The sequence below is a fragment of the Rhodohalobacter sp. 614A genome (assembly GCF_021462415.1).
Taxonomy (GTDB): Bacteria; Bacteroidota; Rhodothermia; order Balneolales; family Balneolaceae; genus Rhodohalobacter.
Genome location: NZ_JAKEDS010000001.1, coordinates 2046744 through 2062994, shown reverse-complemented (window position 1 = coordinate 2062994; position 16251 = coordinate 2046744). Strand labels below are relative to the sequence as shown.

Sequence of the window (16251 nt, the reverse complement as noted above, 5' to 3'; positions counted from 1 at the left end):
TTAAATACCTCATTTTTTCATAATTCAGTTTTAAAATGAAAAGAGAAAACCGATTACTAACAGAAATGAATGATGAGCAAATCAATCAAAATATCACTGCTTGTTATTGGCATTCTTTTGTTGATCAACGGCATCGGAAATATCATCGACGATTCCAGAGTGCTGACGTATGATATCGCTTCGATTCTATCCGGCGTGGGATTTATTCTCGTCAGCAGGTTGAAAATCAGGTAGTTTTTCCGGGAATAGATACCCGAAGCCTTAGCCTGATTTATACATCAGGATAGGGGCAAGGTGAATGACGATTATGGAATTCCAATCGTCATTCAGACCCGTCAGGCTTGTCCTTTATCCAACTCCTCAATTAAATAACTTACATACTGCTCGATAGCGAAATCCAGATTTCGAAAAAGTACCCTGATATTTGTAAAAGTCGATTCATTTTCCATGGTGTACGTCATTTCTAAAATTCAATCTTATAACTCAAACTTGGTATAACGATCACACTTTTATCCAGTTGCACTTTTTCTGTTTTATAGTTGTAGTTATATCCTTCGGGCATTTCCCGGCCAAGAATATTTTTTACCTGCAGCGCCCACACACTTGAATGTCCAGCCCTGTTGATACGATAGGTTACGGACAGATCTGCATAAAGCATGGATGACAACTGATTCCTGAATGCCCGGTCTTCATCAAAAATCACGCGTTCCTCCTCCCTTGATTCTGCTTCCATAATCGGGCTGACCCGTTCTCCGCCTACAAAATTTACTCTCCCGTTGATACCGAGAACCCTGCCATTTTCTCCAAAGAAGAACTCTTTACCGGCCAATACATTTCCTACAAACGTTTTGTTGTAACGTGTATCCCGCCAGATTCCATCATCTGCTTTATATCGGGAGCTTATCAATGAACCGGTCACCAGGAAATAGTAATTGTTGTTCAGAAAGCGTTCAAAGGTCACATCAATCCCAATATTTCTTCCGATGGAATTGTTCTCAAGAGCATCGTCAAACGCCCAATCCTGCTTATAATTAATCATCGAGAAAGAACTGTCGGCAATGCCGGGGATATCGTACAGCAGTTGAATGTAAGGTTCAATCTTGAGACGGAGGTTTTGATTGACCTGCCAGTCGTACGCCAGTACAAAGTGATGTGCCTTTGATAATTCCAGGTCTTTATTGGGATGTTCTGTTTTTCCATCGATCTGCTTTGTGACGAAATAGATCTTGAGATCTTCCATCTGACTATGCTTTCCATACCCCAGGCTCAGTGCCTGATTTTCGCTGAAGTCCCATTTCAATCCAACTCTCGGATCTACTGAATATTTCTCGTTCAATCCAAAATAGCCGGTATTGACGCCTGCATTAAGCGTTACGGTTTGGGAAAGATCCACAGTTGATTGAGTATAGACTTCCAATACATCGCTTGCTCCCTGTTGATTCGAAATATTCTGGTACGTTTCCGGCCTGTTTTCAATCGTAGTACTGTTGATATCCAGATCGTAAATAAGTCGTTTGTAGGTGACCCCGGTCTGATTTGAATGCCGGGAACCAAACGTATAATTGAAAGCTGTCCCCAGGCTTATTTTTCCGGAATAATCGTAAGCCATAAGATACGGGCGCAGAACCAGTTGATTGTCCTGGCGATCCGCTTCCATCTTGTTTTTCAATCCGGTAACGGCAAATGTGGTGTGAACAAACGCACGGTCGCCGGTATAAATCCTGTGGCTCAATCCGGCGGCACCCATCGCAATATTCCAGTCATACCCCACTCTGTCCCAGTCAATTTCCCATTGAGTTGAATCCGTTTCAAACTCCTGCGTACTCAGGTCCAGTCCGCCAATCCCCCATAAAGAAAAAGTACCGGCCCGTTTGGTTGGCATATTAAATTTATAGGAAAGATCCTGGTATTTGATCACCTGTTCATCCGGGATTGCTTTAAGATCTGCAAGCAGCCCGAGCGTCGAATAACGATAGTTAAACACATAAGATGCATTCGAACCTGCAGAAAGCGGACCTTCAGATGAAAAGTCCAATCCCATCGTTCCTGCCTGGATGGTGTATTCCCGTTTATCAAAATTGCCGTTTCGAAGATTCATATCGAAAACACCGGCCAAAGCATTTCCATATTCAGCCGGGAACGCACTTGTATGAAAATCAGAGTTCGCCAGCATTTGGCTGCTGAACAAGGTTACCATTCCCCCTCCTGCGACGTTTCCACTTACAAAATGATGAGGAGCCGGGATTTCAACACCTTCTAACCGCCACGATACACCTTTGGGCGAATTTCCCCGAACGATAATTGCATTTTCCTGAACATTCCCCACACTTACACCGGCAAAAGCGGATACCAGCCGTGCAGGATCATCAATACCACCTGCATACCGCCGCGTTTCCTCCACAGAAAATGACCGCGCGCTAACACTTGCATGAGAATTTAAGGGTTGATCTTTTCGGACTTTAGGCGTCACCACAATTCCTTCCAGTTCTGTGAGCGAGGGTTCCAGCCCGATATTTAAAACGACTTCTTTGCCTGAAGTCACAAGCACTTCCGGGATAATCACGGGCTCGTACCCGATATAACTAAACTGAATCGACTGTCTTCCCAATCTTGCATTTTGGATGGAAAAATTTCCATCAGTATCGGCAATTGTGCCAAGCAGCGGAATCGATTCAAGAATCATTACAGAGGCACCCGGAAGCGGATCATTTGTCTTTACATCAAAAACCGTTCCCTTAATGGTTTGTGTAATAGGTTGTGATAATGCTTCTGGTTGTATGTAGATAAACAGCTGTATGAATATTGTAAGGATTAAAAATATTGCTCGTTTCATGATAATGTTGTTTAAAAATTCTATGGGGTTTCCATTTATCCCAACCACCGTTTAAAATTGATCCAGAGTACCAGAACCATAATTGCAATGCTGATTATGATCAGGATTCCAAAACCCACGTTTTGAAAAATCTTACCAGTAACTTTTTTGAATCTTTTCATATCTGGATGATTGATTTCCAGAAAGATGCGGAGGGGCTGTTTATCAATCGTCCGAACCTGTAAGTGTGAACAATGAACTGGTCCAAACGGGTAGGAATGAACTTTCAGAAGGACTTTAAGTGACTGAATTTTCTAACTATATAACTTTTTAAAAATGAAGTCTTTTTTTGGCCGCTCAAAAAGAAATGCCGAAAATCAGTCTTTGGCTTTTGCCAGGTATTGTGAAGGAGTTTGGCCGGTGATCTTTTTAAAAACCTGGTTAAAAGACGACTTGGAATTAAACCCGGAATCATAAGCTACTGACAAGATATTGTAGTTACGATTCTCCGGTTTTAAAACTCTCTCTTTAAACTCGTCCACGCGATAACCATTCACATAATCGTAGAAATTTTTTTCTTCGTATTGATTAATGATTTGCGATAGATGATTCGCTGAAATATCAAGTTCCTCGGCAAGCGTTCCGAGTGTCAGTTTTGGTTCCAGGTAAGGTTTTTGAGTTTTCATCATCTTCGACAGTCTTTGATGATAAACCAGTGCATCCTCTTCCTTCAGGCCCGATCGTTTATATTCTCCCGTGGTTTTCGGTTCCACAATTTGGCTGTTTTCAGAAACGTCTGCAGAAAAAATAGACTGATGGCGGATTCCTGAATAACCGAGAAAAAATATGAAGAGAATGATTGCTGAATAGAAAATGGGATCGGCGTTGAATCCGAAGTCGATGCCCATTGCTTCCGTTGGAATTGAAACGATAGCCGCAAGCACGAAAATCAACCCGATTCCCCAAATAAAAAATTTCAACCAGTTTAGATCAATGGATTCTCGGTAGGCAAAATTTTGGTCGGTCAGGTCACGATAGCGATTTAAAAGACGATAGGATGCAACAGAATAACCAATTCCCGAAATGAAAAATGAAAAGAGTGCTACAATTATGAACGTGGAATAATCATCAATTAATCCGGCGTTTAGCAGCGCTTTTCGCTCGGCCGAATACGAAAAAAAGTACGGCATCATATAAAGATAGCAACCCACAGCAGGTAAAAAATGGAGGAAATTTTCCCACGTAAACCGTTGATCGGATCGCAGAGAAAACAAAACGTAGAGGTACAACATCGGGCCGTGTAACAATGGAACCGGGAGATGAATGCCCACCAGGTGCGGGTAGCGATCCCAGTAACCCATGTAGTAGAGATAATAACTGAACAGATGAAATCCGAAGATAAACATCCACACGGCAAGGATTTTATCGGGAATGGATTTGTTCTTCTTGCTCAACAGCAGAAACTGAAGGAAAAAGCACAAGAAAATTCCGATGGTAAAAATAGTACCCATGCAGCCGAAGTGTTAGTCACTTTAATCGTACTTTTGAATTTACATATCTCTCTTGAATGATATCGCCCTTTTCTTGCTTTGATCAACAGAAAAAATACGTGTTCGGGAATGGCTAAACGAATCAAAGGTTTTTTAACAAGGCAACTCTCAACTTAAAATAATCCGATCCTCAACAATTCGTTATATTTACTGAAAGAACCCTCAGATATTATTCAAGGAGACTTGAGGATGAAATATAACCTGGTCATTATTTTCTGTTTTGCTTTCTTTTTTTTGGATGGAATCAGACTGTCTGTCTCCGGTGAAAATCATCCTTCAAAAAACGAAACGATTACCAACAGTTGTTCCGAACCAATTACCTGGAGAATCGGGAGAATTGATTCCCGGTTTAGTGTTAGTGAGGAGACGCTCAAACGCATCATGAAAGATGTGAGCAAACTTTGGTCGGATGCTGCCGGAACGGAATTGATTGCTTACAGCGACAGTGGCGAAGTTGCGCTCAATCTCATCTACAGCGATAATCAACAGTATACCGAAGATGAGCAGCAGATGTCTGATCGCATCAACGAAATGAGAAAGAAATACGTGGCAATGCGGATGAGTTACCAGCAAGAATCCCGCAAATTTCAGATGAAGCTGACGAATTACAACAACCTGTTTTCTGAATATGCTCAAAAAGTGAATTTATACAACACCCTTTTGTCACGCATGACAAGTACCGGTGTTATCTCCCGAAATGAAGATGAACAGCTCAAAGAACTCAAAAAAGAGATGGAATTCCTGGAGAGAAAACTGGATCCGCTGGAAGTGGAAGTAAATACGGAAGACGAAAAGATGACTCAAATCTCTGAAGAGCTGAATGCTTATGCGGATGAAATCAACGAGGTGATCTACCAGTACAAAAACCAATTTAGTTTATGGAAGACATTTCACCAAGCTATTTATATTAACGTTGCTGATCAAAAAAAGATCAATATCTACCAGTTTGATAACCTCAATAAGCTGGGGCTTGTTTTAGCACATGAAGTGGGCCACGCTTTAGGCTTCAGCCATGTGGATAACCCGGCGGCAATTATGCATGAGCGAATGCAATTGCAAAATGATGAATCCCTGAAACTCACGGATGACGATATCCGGGAAATTCAAACCCGGTGCCAGAGTTGAATGATTGCTGATTGCTGATTGCTGATTGCTGATTACTGATTACTGATTACTGATTACTGATTACTGATTACTGATTACTGATTAAAGCTATCTTTTTTCTGTACTCTCTATCTTCTTGGCCAAATTTTTTTGTAACCAACAGCTTTTTATATCATCATCCATACAAGCGATGGAGAGAACGGTTACCTGTATTTCGCTTCCGTTGCTGTAAATCTAAATCAAAATGGGAAAATTATGGCGAATCTTCGGTTTGGTGTGTGGAATATGGAATGGATGAACGACCTATTTACGGACGGACCGGCTTTTAAGGATGATGACAAGAAAGTGCGCGGGCCCAATCCCAGGAATGAGCGCGATAAACCTACGGTAAAAGACCGGCGGGAATCACTGGCGGGTGTTCTGAATGAAGTGGATGTGGATGTTTTGGTTGTTGTTGAGGGGCCAAATAAAGCCAATGAACTCCAGTTATTTTTTGATACGGATATTAACGGAACCTGGGCCTGCGATGTTCAACCTACGAAAGGGGGATCGCAGATTGTAGGTATTGCCGTGCGAACGGATAAGGGACATTTTTCCGGTAATTCTTTTGATCGGTTTCATATCGGCGAGGGACAGGGCGGCGAGAGTGAACGTCTCAGCAATGCAACCACAGATTTTGCCATTGATACGGACGATGACGACATCCGGGAACTTCACCGGTTTGAACGCCTGCCGCTGTATGCAGAAATCAACCTGATTGACGGAAAAAAATTCCGGGTGGTTGGACTTCACCTGAAAAGCAAAGGAATTTTCCAGGCATATGAATGGTCGAAATGGTGGTCGCAGGCAGATGCAAACCGAAAGAAAATTGTAGCACAATGCACTCAGCTTCGGCTTGAGTTTCTGGACTACTACCTCACTGAAAATTCAACACGCGATATTCCACTCATTATTTGTGGGGATATCAACGACGGGCCGGGCCAGGATGCCAGCGAAAAGAAACTGAACGTAAGCGGAATTGAGCGGCTGATGGGAACCGTCTGGAAACCCGGTCTGTGCCTTGGCAACGCTCTTTTTGATGCGCTTGATGATGATGACCAATGGAAAATCAACCTCTCTCCCATTCACACAACGAGCTTTAAAGATCCCATTTTTGATAACTACCGCGATGTGTGGATCGACCATATTCTTTATTCCCGAAACCGCCCGAAATCCTGGATAAGCAATGCTCGGGTTCATGAAGAATTGCCCGACGGTCAAATGGTTTGGAGAAAACACCGGTATGCATCCGATCATTTCCTGGTCACAGTGGATATTGACACGGATAAATTGTGATTTAAAAGAGTGTAATATCAATCCTTTTTTTATTCCATAAGCTGAATCAGCTTTAATCCCTTTCTCAATAAACGGCTTTGTTCGTTTGGTCTGGAAGTTTGGGTATTGTTTTATTTATTTCAACTGTGTATACTGTGTATACTTAATTATGAATTACAATTTTATACTCTCTCAAACCGATAAACGCCCCATGTATCAACAGATCATGGAGCAAATAAAGCAACGCATTGCTGTAGGAGATTGGTCGCCGAGAACCCCTTTGCCTTCCATTCGGGAGCTGGCAACGGAGGTCAAGGTCAGCATCATTACCGTAAAACGTGCCTATATGGAATTGGAGCGCGAAGGGGTTATTTCAACCCAACAAGGAAAAGGAAGTTGGGTAAATGATTCCCAAAATTTGAAGGAGCTTCAGCGCGAAAAGTTAAACCAGCATCTGGAACAAGCTGGAAAATTGGCGAAATCCCTGGATATACCTGAGGATGAATTATTGAAAATGATTAAAAAGTATATATAAAAATCATGAACATACCTTTGGCGGTAAACTGTAAAGGCATCGCAAAACAGTATCCGCATTTTCAACTGCAAAATGTAGACCTGTCTTTCGAACAAGGCACTGTTATGGGATTGGTGGGGCCCAATGGTGCAGGGAAATCAACAATATTACGAATGATTATGGGACTGGTGACCCCGGATAGCGGGACGATCAATGTACTGGGGTATTCCATACCTGATGAACAAATTGCTGCGAAACGAAATATCGGTTTTGTGTCTGAAGATATGCGTCTATACGACAGCGAAACGATTGCTTTCCACATGGATTTCATGAAATCTATTTTCAACTCATGGGATGATGAATATGCCAAAACATTGCTGCCCCGCTTTGATCTTAAAAAAAAGCAGAAAGTTAAGGGATTATCCCATGGTCAGCGGGTGAAAGCCACTTTGCTGTTGGCCTTGGCTCGTCGCCCGAAATTACTGGTTTTCGATGAACCCACAACGGGATTAGACCCGGCAGCAAGAAAGGAAGTTCTCGACGAAATGATGAAAGCCCTCGAAGATGAAACCCGGTCTATTCTGTTTTCATCTCATAATACTTTAGATGTAGAACAAATCTCAGATTATATCACCTTTATATACAACGGCCAGATTATTGACTCGCGGAATAAGGAAGATTTTCTGGACAGCTGGCGAAGATTGCGCCTGATAAATATGAATCGCAATCAATTACCCGATTTACCGAACATCAGAGATATTCAACAGAGTGGCAAACTGTGCACGGTAACCGTAAATAATTACAACGACCAAATTCCGGAAGAATTCAGGAACACGGGGATGTCCGTAGAGACGATTGAGCGTTTGACACTGGAAGAGATTTTTCTCAACAACGTAAAATATGCAAAGGGGGTGCCGGTATGACGGACTCAATGATATACAAGCTCATTCAAAAAGATTTAAAAATTAATCAGACACCAATACTGTTATGGTCACTCCCTGCCGTTGCCGGCATTTTGACAGCCAATTTGATTCCCGGCCTGGTAGCGGCGAACATCGGCTTCTGCCTGTTAGCCAGCGCAATCATTGGGGCGGGCATTCATATGGTCACTCACACGGTATTGTTTGATCATCTAAAAGGCACGCACATATTTATTATGAGTTTGCCCGTAACCTTTAAGCAGTATACTCTCTCCAAACTCCTGGTAAACATTGGAGTATTTTACGTGATGTGGGCTTTGCTTTCGGCGGTTTGTATCTATGTAACATTTTCGCAAGGCATACTTCCCATGGGCAGTTTACCCATGATGTGTATGGTTTTACTCTCTGTTTTACCCCTCTATTCATTGATACTTTCAGTATGCATTATCACCCAGTCGATCGGTTATACCGTAGTTACAGCCGTAACGTCAAGCTTTGCAACGCCGGCTTATCTTTGGGCGGTTGTTTATTGGGATTCTGTCGGTACCTACGTTTGGGGAAACCAAGCTGTTTGGAATATTACTGTTTACAGCATCATGATTGCGCAGGTGCTCATCGCCATCATCATTCCTGTACTGACAGTCATGATTCAATTTCGCAAGAAAGATTTTATTTAACGGGAGTTCAGGATAAGGAGAATGCTATAAATGCTCCCTAGAAGGGAAACACTCCTCAACGAATTCTTAACCTACAATCCATTTTTTAATCACTTAAATAAGGAGATACCATATCATGAAAACAATAAATAAATACCTCGCCGTAATTTTATTTTTAGCTGCAACATTTGGATCTGTAGTTAATGCGTATAGCCAATCTGTGGAAGAATCGGCAGCCGATAACTTGCCGCTCCCGAGCACTTTGATTGCGAAACACATTGAGGCAATGGGCGGCGAAGAAGCTCTCCGCGCTCATACCGAACGGACTATCGATGGAAAATTGACGATCAGCGCCTATAATATAGATGGAGATTTACACATCGTTGCCGAGGCGCCGGATAAAGTTTCGACCACGATTGGATTAGGACAATTCGGGACCAGCCGTTCGGGTTACAACGGTACAATAGCCTGGAGTATGGATCCGATGTCCGGCAATAGAATCCTTGAAGGAGAAGCTTTACAGGGAATGATCGAAACCGCCGATTATTACGCTGATAATTTACATTTAGGAAGAGATGCCATTCAACAGAGAACAATCGAAACGGTGACATTTGAAGATGGCGAGCATTTTAAAGTTCTGATGGTAAATACCAACGGAGAGGAGAGCTTCATCTATTTTTCCAAAGACACAGGTTTACTGAGTGGTATAGACAAAATGCAATTCGGTATGACGGGTAAGGTTCCTACACAAGTTCGCCTCAGTAACTATGTTGAATTCGAAGGTGTAAAAACAGCACGGAAAATTATTAGTTCACAAGGTGGCGTCGAAACAATTATAGAAACAGATTCTATCTCTTATGACGCCCTTCCGGATAACGCATTTGAACTGCCGGCAGAAATTCAAAGCCAGATTGACCAGTAACATTTGGGAGACGGGTTTATTTTGAAAATCAAAAAGCTTCAAAAGATCTTACCGGGTTTGCTCGCAATCATGTTTTGGTGCAGCTTTGCCGAAGTAAAGGGGCAGGCACCGGTCACATTGCAAGACACTGAAACTCATTTGTTGTATTCTGAAAAACTCCAGCAGTATTATTTGATTGATGTTTTCTTACCTAATGGATATCAACCCAAAGTAAGTGAGTTTCAGTTTCCAAAATATCCGGTGATCTATGTTCTGAATAGCCGGCCGAATGCAGTGATGGCTGCGATGTTACGGCATGTTTCTGAAATGTCGAGAGAAATCATCATCGGGATTGATTTTGCTGATAAAGACGGAAATCCGACTGATTCATTTGCAGCTTATACCCGTGACCTTACTCCGACCCAGGATGATGATTGGCCGCAGGGGTCTGGTGGCCATGCCGAAGATTTTCTTTATTTTATCGACAATAAAGTGAAACCATTCATCAATGAAACCTACAACGTGAATAAATACAATCAGACGTTGGTGGGACACTCTTTCGGCGGCCTTTTCGGTTTGTACGTTTTGTTCAATCATAGTGATTCTTTCAACAGGTATGTCATTGCCAGTCCATCCATCTGGTGGGACGATGCCGTTATTTTTGAGTCTGAAGAAAACTATTTTAACATGAATTCAAATCTGGCAAAGAAAGTATTTCTTTCCGTGGGTTCCAGGGAATTTGCAGACGGCCCCCAGGGAATGATTAACAATACCAACAAAATGTTTGAGAAGCTGAAAAGCAGGAATTACTCGGATCTGAATGTAGGGTTTGAAATTTTCGAAGATGAAACGCACGAGTCGGTAGTAGGAATATCCATCCAAAAAGGAATTGAAACTGTATTTCAATAAATGAGTGATGGTTTGAGATTCTCAGCTTTAAGATGAATTTATTTTCTCTGATTTTTAAATCTATATAACAATCTCCCGTACCAGAATTCTTACATGATCTTACAATAAACTCATCATTCTATGGAACTAAGATTTGCCTCAAAAAAAGATGTGCCCGATATCGCTGAACTGATGAAGGAATTAGGCTATCCGACTGATACTGAATCTATAAAAAACCGATTGGATAACATCAAACAACGTAACGGCCGGGTAATTGTGGCTGTTGATGAAAGCGGCGAAGTAACAGGGTGTGTACATGCCTTTGTCGATTTGAGATTAGCTGAAGGTGAGATCGGAGAAATTGTCAGTTTGGTTGTTAAAAAAGAGTTTCGTGGTAAGGGAATTGGAACCAGATTACTCAACAACGCAAAGCTGTGGATACAGCAATCTGGTTGCGAGAAAATCAGAATTCGGGCAAATGCCGTTCGTAAAGAAGCTCATCAATTTTATAAAGAACAGGGCTTTGAGGAGATAAAATCTCAGAAAATCTTTCAAATCAATCATTCTTCATGAATCTGCACTTTTTCCGAAAACAGGTAAAAGAAAGCCGTCCTACTTCTGAACGCGGGCCTTTATCCAGGAAGAAATTTCTTGAATAGCAACCGGGGAAAATGTCTGCTCAATTTCGTCGTATTCCAATATCGAACCCGTTTCACTTTCCTGGAACATATGGTTGAGTCCCGGCAATTCTTTGATTGTAACATCCTTATTGCCGGCTTTCTCTAGCGCTTTTTGGATTGGCGGATGATTCATATCCGGTGGAACCTGTACATCATTCGAACCAATCAAAGAAAGAACGGGGATAGTTATTTTACTGAGTTCATCAACCGGATCATGATTGTAGAAAAACTGGCTCCATGGCCTTAAAGCCCCTTCAACCTGTTGCCCGACAAAAGTATCAAAATCTATGCCGTCCGGAAGCAGTTCGTTCAGCACCTCTTTTGAATTGTGGTAGAGCTGAGTCAGCTCTACTTTTTTTGCATCCGTAGATTTATCGGATGATGCAATCTCTATGGTTTTATCAATAAACCGATTGTAAGCATCCCGGTCTGAGACCTTAACATCCAGAAGCGTGCGTCCTTGCATCCGTGAAATTTCCTTTCCCAGCACACCGGTTCCCGCAAGCAAAATCATAAATGCCACATCATCCGTTCGATTTACTACTATCGGTGCAATTAAACCACCTTCGCTATGGCCGATCAATCCAATTTCGTGATGATTAATGTCTTCTCTTTTTTTCAGGTAATTAATGGCACTCATCACATCACTGGCAAAATCTTGTGATGTGGCGGTTGCGTGATTCCCAGTCGACTCCGCCGTTCCACGATCATCATATCTCAACACGGCGATTCCCTGTCTGGTCAAATAATCTGCTAAAACAAGAAAAGGTTTATGGCCAAATACTTCTTCATTTCGGTTCTGTGGTCCGCTGCCTGAAATCAAAATAACCGCCGGAAATAAACCGGTTGTTTGGGGAAGTGTGAGCGTACCTGCCAACGTCAATGAGTCTCTTTTGTTCTCAAAAGTAACTTCTTCTTCAACATAGGGATACGGTTTTTCCGGTTCCTGTGGACGATGATAGGCTTTCTTCTCCACCTTTTCCCGATACATATTGAGTTCAAATGACTGGCCTCCCTGGTTCCAAATTCCTGAAATGGAATCGGCTGCAGGCACTCCCTCATAAAAAGCTCCGATATTTGCAGCCCTGAGGATGAGTTTGTCGTCATTATATTCCACGGCATTAAATGGAATACCCATTGCCCCCTGATCCGGGCTGTCGAATGTTGCCGTATATCCACTGTCCGTTTCCTGGATGTGAAAGACCAACGTTACCTGAGTTCCCATAACTTCAAGAACCCCGTTCCAGCCGCCCGTAATATCCTGGGCTTCCAGGCTTGATATCAAAAGACATACCAGGCCCACAATAAATGTTATTATTTTCTTTACCATCACTAATTTTTTTGATTGATTTAACTTTCTATCCTACACCAAAATTGATGCTTTATTCATATTTATTGCGAAATGGTGAGACGGTTATTCCTCATCCTCAAAAATCTCTTCAATTGGCTTCTCAAAAAGCCGCGATATTTTAAAAGCCAGAGGCAAGCTGGGATCGTATTTCCCTGTTTCTATCGCGTTTACTGTCTGCCGTGATACATCAAGTGCATGGGCCAGGTCGGCCTGTGTCCAGTCTCTTTCTGCTCGTAGTACTTTCAGCCGATTTTTCATTTATACCTCCTCAAATTGATGGCTAATGAAATCATATAAGAGATACCGATTAACATCACCAGGAAACCGATCTCTGCATCAAAGGGAATTACATTTGTGGCATCCAGCATGGAGTATGCAATTCCACCTACAACGGCCACTCCCAAAGAAATTCCCATTGCTTCGAGCTGAACCTTCTTCATCATCTCATCGAGCGTATTCAGGTGTTTGATATTTGCATTGATCATCCCAATGCCTACACCTATGTTCAGCAATATTACCGAAAGATTGATCAGATTATTTTCTCCCCAAAAAAGTACCGGACCAAAAGCAGGTATGGCAACTGTCAAAACCCATAAAATCGTCCAGATTGCAAGACGGGCTGTAGACTTTTTGGTTTGTCTTGCCCATTCACCTGAATTTACATTTCGCTTTTCCATAAGTCTATACTATTTGTCTTTATGTTAAGTAAACTTTACTTAAAGTAGAATAACCCAAGTATAATGTAAAGCTTAGTTTACTAAATATTTAGTTTGCTTTACTTCAACTTCAGTTCTCAGAAATGATTTATCTGAAAATGTGGAACAAGACGGGCTTTAAAGTTTCACTGTGTGACAATAAGAAAAATTGTATAATATGAAGGTATAAACCGCAGATCTAAATACTCATAACATGAAACGAACTCTTTTCCTATTCACGTTGGTAAGTTGCTTTTCGCAAGTTCTCATCGCACAAACCCAACGTCCACCTATTATTGATATTCATGTTCATACCATGAAAGTAAATCCAAACTGGGCTTCCCCTATGTGTCCCTGGTTTTTGTCTGATATGCCCGGTGCCGACCCGACACAACAACCGCCAGGTTTTATGAATCTGGAATGTCTTGATCCGCTTCAACCCGCAAAAAGCGATGAAGAAATGCAGGCCGAAGTTATCAAACGAATTAACGATTGGAACATGACCATTGTGGCTTATGGAGATGATGAAGTTTTACGGAATTGGCATGAAGCCGCTCCTCCCGGCCGTGTGATCCCCGCTATCGGGATTGATACCACACAAAGTGTACAGGATTTCCGTGAAGCCCTCGAAAGTGGTTTTTATAAAGTTGTGGCTGAATTTGCCCCGCAGTACCAGGGGATGTCCCCCAGCGATCCTGTTTATGCTCCCTACCTGGCAGTAGCCGAGGAACTGAATATACCGGTTGGAATCCATATGGGAACCGGGGGCAACGGCATGGCTAATATTACGCAACCAAAATACCGGGCTTCACTTGGAAATCCATTTTTGCTTGAGGATCTGCTTGCTCGTCACTCCAAACTTAAAATCTGGGTGATGCACGCCGGTTACCCAATGCTTGACGAAATGATTGCCCTGATGGGAGCCAACGCTTATGTATATGTAGACATTGCCGGCATGATCTGGAGTTATCCGAAAGCCGAAATTCATCACTATGTTCAGCGACTGGTTCAGGCCGGATTTGGTAAAAGAATTATTTATGGAACGGATTTTATGATGTGGCCGAGGCTTTTTGAGACTTCTATGGGTTTGATTGAAAACGCCCAGTATCTCTCGGAAGAACAAAAAAGGGATATCATGTTTAATAATGCAGCTCGATTTTTCAGAATGGAGAAGAGCGATTTCGACTGGCCTGAAGAAGTAAGTTCGATGGATTGAGTTTTCGACTCCGCTTCACTGTACCCGAACGGACGGCTTCTATTCTATTTACTTTGGCAATACCCGTGATCGGGCGCATCGAAAAAGTGAAGCGACGGAGTCGAGGTGTCCTTTTAACTCAAACAGAAATTTCATAGTCTTTACCCTATGAAATTCCTTGAACTAAAGGTTCCACCCGTACTCGTGTTTTTATCTTTTGCTGGCTTCATCTGGATCATATCAAATTATATTCCGGATTTTAACTACGATTTTCCGGGACAGAAATGGTTGGGATTTGGGGTCTTTACCATCGCTGTGATTATTGGCTTGATCAGCCTGGCACAATTCCGGAAAGCCAAAACCACTGTTCATCCCCAAAAACCTGGAAACGCCTCTAAAATTGTAACATCAGGAGTATATCAAATCAGCCGCAATCCAATGTATCTCGGATTGCTTTTGGGTCTGGTTGGCTGGTGTATTTATCTCGGCAATCTCCTGAATATTTTCTGTCTGATTGGTTTCATCATCTACATGAACCGGTTTCAGATTATTCCGGAAGAAACAGCGATGATCAAAAATTTCGGTACTGAATTCGTAGAGTACAAGAAATCCGTTCGCAGATGGATTTAGCCCCTCTCCACAGAAAATCTATTCACCCAAAAACTTCTTAATATTTTCCATCACTCCAGCAATCAATTCAGTTCGCGCCTCAATACTCGACCACGCAATGTGGGGTGTCATCACCAACTTATGCTTATTCTTTACCGTTAACAGCGGGTTTTCGGCATTCATGGGTTCCTGCTCAAAAACATCCAGTGCTGCGCCGGTAATTAGATCTTCATCCAGAGCTTTTGCCAGATCGGCTTCATTCACAATTCCACCCCGCCCTGTATTGATGAGGTAAGCAGAACTTTTCATCGTTTCCAACTGAGGATAACTTATCAACCCTTCTGTATCTTCATTTAGTGGTGCATGAATGGAAACAAAATCAGAGGTTTTCAACAGATCATTCAACTCTTTGTGATGATAGGGCTGATCCAAGTTTCTTCCCGATGTTGAATGATAGACGACTTCTGCCCCAAACGCCTCTGCTATGGATGCAACTTTACTCCCGATATTTCCAAGCCCGATAATCCCAAACCGCTTTCCGTTAAGCTCGGAGTAGGTAATTTCCTGGTTGGTGAAAATATCGTGTTTGGCGTAGTTACCGCTTTTCACGAATTCATCGAACCGGGCAACTTTCTGAACCAGATGAAGAATCATGGCAAATGTAGTTTGGGCCACGCTGTTGGAGGAATATCCGCTTACATTTTTAACCGGAATTTCTGCCTTCTTTGCGGCATCCCGGTCAATGTTGTTCATGCCGGTTGCAGCCACGCAGATTAACTTGAGATTTTCGGCTCCTACTATCAAATCTCTGTCCAGAACTACCTTATTCGTAATAACAATATTCGCCTCTTTGATTCGCTCCCCGGTCTGATCCGGAGATGTTGTCTGGTAAAACGTAGTATCCCCCAGCTTCTTCAGATCTTCAAGATTTGGGACATCGCCCACGGTTTTGGTATCAAGAAATACAATATTCATTTCAAAAAGTTTTTAATTCTATTGGAATTTTAAGTGAAATATAACTTTATGCTGAGTCGCTTGAAAGAAAGGAAAACTTGCATCCGA

19 protein-coding genes are annotated in these 16251 nt (G+C 42.2%); 12 read left to right on the top strand and 7 right to left on the bottom strand.

Features of this window, described 5'->3' with window-relative positions; genetic code table 11:
* The first annotated feature begins 69 nt into the window (after positions 1–69).
* Positions 70–234, top strand: a complete 165-nt coding sequence (locus tag L0B18_RS08475) for a hypothetical protein (protein ID WP_234571282.1) — start codon at positions 70–72, stop codon at positions 232–234.
* A 101-nt stretch (positions 235–335) separates the two neighbouring features.
* Here the strand turns inward: L0B18_RS08475 and L0B18_RS19695 are convergent, their stop codons facing one another.
* From L0B18_RS19695 to L0B18_RS08465, 3 genes are all read right to left on the bottom strand, one after another.
* Positions 336–461, bottom strand: coding sequence for a hypothetical protein (locus L0B18_RS19695; RefSeq protein WP_255695580.1), 126 nt, complete (start codon positions 459–461; stop codon positions 336–338).
* 2 nt (positions 462–463) lie between these two features.
* Positions 464–2833 (bottom strand): TonB-dependent receptor, encoded by a 2370-nt coding sequence (locus tag L0B18_RS08470; RefSeq protein WP_234571280.1) that lies wholly within the window; start codon positions 2831–2833, stop codon positions 464–466.
* A 356-nt stretch (positions 2834–3189) separates the two neighbouring features.
* Positions 3190–4173: a helix-turn-helix domain-containing protein gene (locus L0B18_RS08465; protein ID WP_234571278.1), complete on the bottom strand. Its 984-nt coding sequence runs from the start codon at positions 4171–4173 to the stop codon at positions 3190–3192.
* Positions 4174–4197: 24 nt separating this feature from the next.
* On the opposite strand from L0B18_RS08465, the gene L0B18_RS08460 reads away from it, so the two are divergent.
* The 9 genes from L0B18_RS08460 (at position 4198) to L0B18_RS08420 (ending at position 11232) form a co-directional block, all read left to right on the top strand.
* Positions 4198–4383, top strand: coding sequence for a hypothetical protein (locus L0B18_RS08460; protein ID WP_234571275.1), 186 nt, complete (start codon positions 4198–4200; stop codon positions 4381–4383).
* A gap of 168 nt (positions 4384–4551) precedes the next feature.
* Positions 4552–5487 carry a matrixin family metalloprotease gene (locus L0B18_RS08455; protein ID WP_234571274.1) on the top strand — a complete coding sequence of 312 codons (936 nt, stop codon included), beginning with the start codon at positions 4552–4554 and terminating at the stop codon, positions 5485–5487.
* A gap of 234 nt (positions 5488–5721) precedes the next feature.
* A complete protein-coding gene (locus L0B18_RS08450; protein ID WP_234571272.1) occupies positions 5722–6801 on the top strand; it encodes an endonuclease/exonuclease/phosphatase family protein in 1080 nt (359 codons plus the stop codon).
* Positions 6802–6949: 148 nt separating this feature from the next.
* Entirely contained in the window at positions 6950–7315 is a 366-nt protein-coding gene (locus L0B18_RS08445) for a GntR family transcriptional regulator (RefSeq protein ID WP_234571268.1), read from the top strand.
* 5 nt (positions 7316–7320) lie between these two features.
* Complete coding sequence (locus L0B18_RS08440; RefSeq protein ID WP_234571266.1) at positions 7321–8217, top strand: ABC transporter ATP-binding protein; 897 nt, start codon at positions 7321–7323, stop codon at positions 8215–8217.
* Positions 8214–8891: a hypothetical protein gene (locus L0B18_RS08435; RefSeq protein WP_234571265.1), complete on the top strand. Its 678-nt coding sequence runs from the start codon at positions 8214–8216 to the stop codon at positions 8889–8891. Before L0B18_RS08440 ends, L0B18_RS08435 begins: the two co-directional genes overlap by 4 nt.
* A gap of 115 nt (positions 8892–9006) precedes the next feature.
* Positions 9007–9792 carry a hypothetical protein gene (locus tag L0B18_RS08430; protein ID WP_234571263.1) on the top strand — a complete coding sequence of 262 codons (786 nt, stop codon included), beginning with the start codon at positions 9007–9009 and terminating at the stop codon, positions 9790–9792.
* Positions 9793–9861: 69 nt separating this feature from the next.
* Entirely contained in the window at positions 9862–10680 is an 819-nt protein-coding gene (locus tag L0B18_RS08425; protein WP_234571261.1) for an alpha/beta hydrolase, read from the top strand.
* Positions 10681–10800: 120 nt separating this feature from the next.
* Positions 10801–11232: a GNAT family N-acetyltransferase gene (locus L0B18_RS08420; RefSeq protein WP_234571259.1), complete on the top strand. Its 432-nt coding sequence runs from the start codon at positions 10801–10803 to the stop codon at positions 11230–11232.
* A gap of 39 nt (positions 11233–11271) precedes the next feature.
* Here L0B18_RS08420 and L0B18_RS08415 read toward each other — a convergent pair whose 3' ends face one another.
* The 3 genes from L0B18_RS08415 to L0B18_RS08405 all read right to left on the bottom strand — a co-directional run bounded on the left by L0B18_RS08415 (position 11272) and on the right by L0B18_RS08405 (position 13367).
* Positions 11272–12669, bottom strand: a complete 1398-nt coding sequence (locus tag L0B18_RS08415; protein WP_234571257.1) for an alpha/beta hydrolase family protein — start codon at positions 12667–12669, stop codon at positions 11272–11274.
* A gap of 84 nt (positions 12670–12753) precedes the next feature.
* Positions 12754–12948 carry a helix-turn-helix transcriptional regulator gene (locus L0B18_RS08410; protein ID WP_234571256.1) on the bottom strand — a complete coding sequence of 65 codons (195 nt, stop codon included), beginning with the start codon at positions 12946–12948 and terminating at the stop codon, positions 12754–12756.
* The gene (locus L0B18_RS08405; protein ID WP_234571254.1) at positions 12945–13367 is read right to left on the bottom strand and encodes a hypothetical protein; all 423 of its coding nucleotides are present in this window, start codon (positions 13365–13367) and stop codon (positions 12945–12947) included. Before L0B18_RS08405 ends, L0B18_RS08410 begins: the two co-directional genes overlap by 4 nt.
* A 232-nt stretch (positions 13368–13599) precedes the next feature.
* Here L0B18_RS08405 and L0B18_RS08400 point away from each other — a divergent pair, with 232 nt between their 5' ends.
* Together L0B18_RS08400 and L0B18_RS08395 are read left to right on the top strand one after the other, a co-directional pair.
* Positions 13600–14601, top strand: coding sequence for an amidohydrolase family protein (locus L0B18_RS08400; RefSeq protein WP_234571251.1), 1002 nt, complete (start codon positions 13600–13602; stop codon positions 14599–14601).
* 147 nt (positions 14602–14748) lie between these two features.
* Positions 14749–15210, top strand: a complete 462-nt coding sequence (locus L0B18_RS08395) for a methyltransferase family protein (protein WP_234571249.1) — start codon at positions 14749–14751, stop codon at positions 15208–15210.
* An 18-nt stretch (positions 15211–15228) separates the two neighbouring features.
* On the opposite strand, the gene L0B18_RS08390 is transcribed toward L0B18_RS08395, so the two are convergent.
* Positions 15229–16164: a D-2-hydroxyacid dehydrogenase gene (locus tag L0B18_RS08390; protein WP_234571248.1), complete on the bottom strand. Its 936-nt coding sequence runs from the start codon at positions 16162–16164 to the stop codon at positions 15229–15231.
* Positions 16165–16251: the final 87 nt, after the last annotated feature.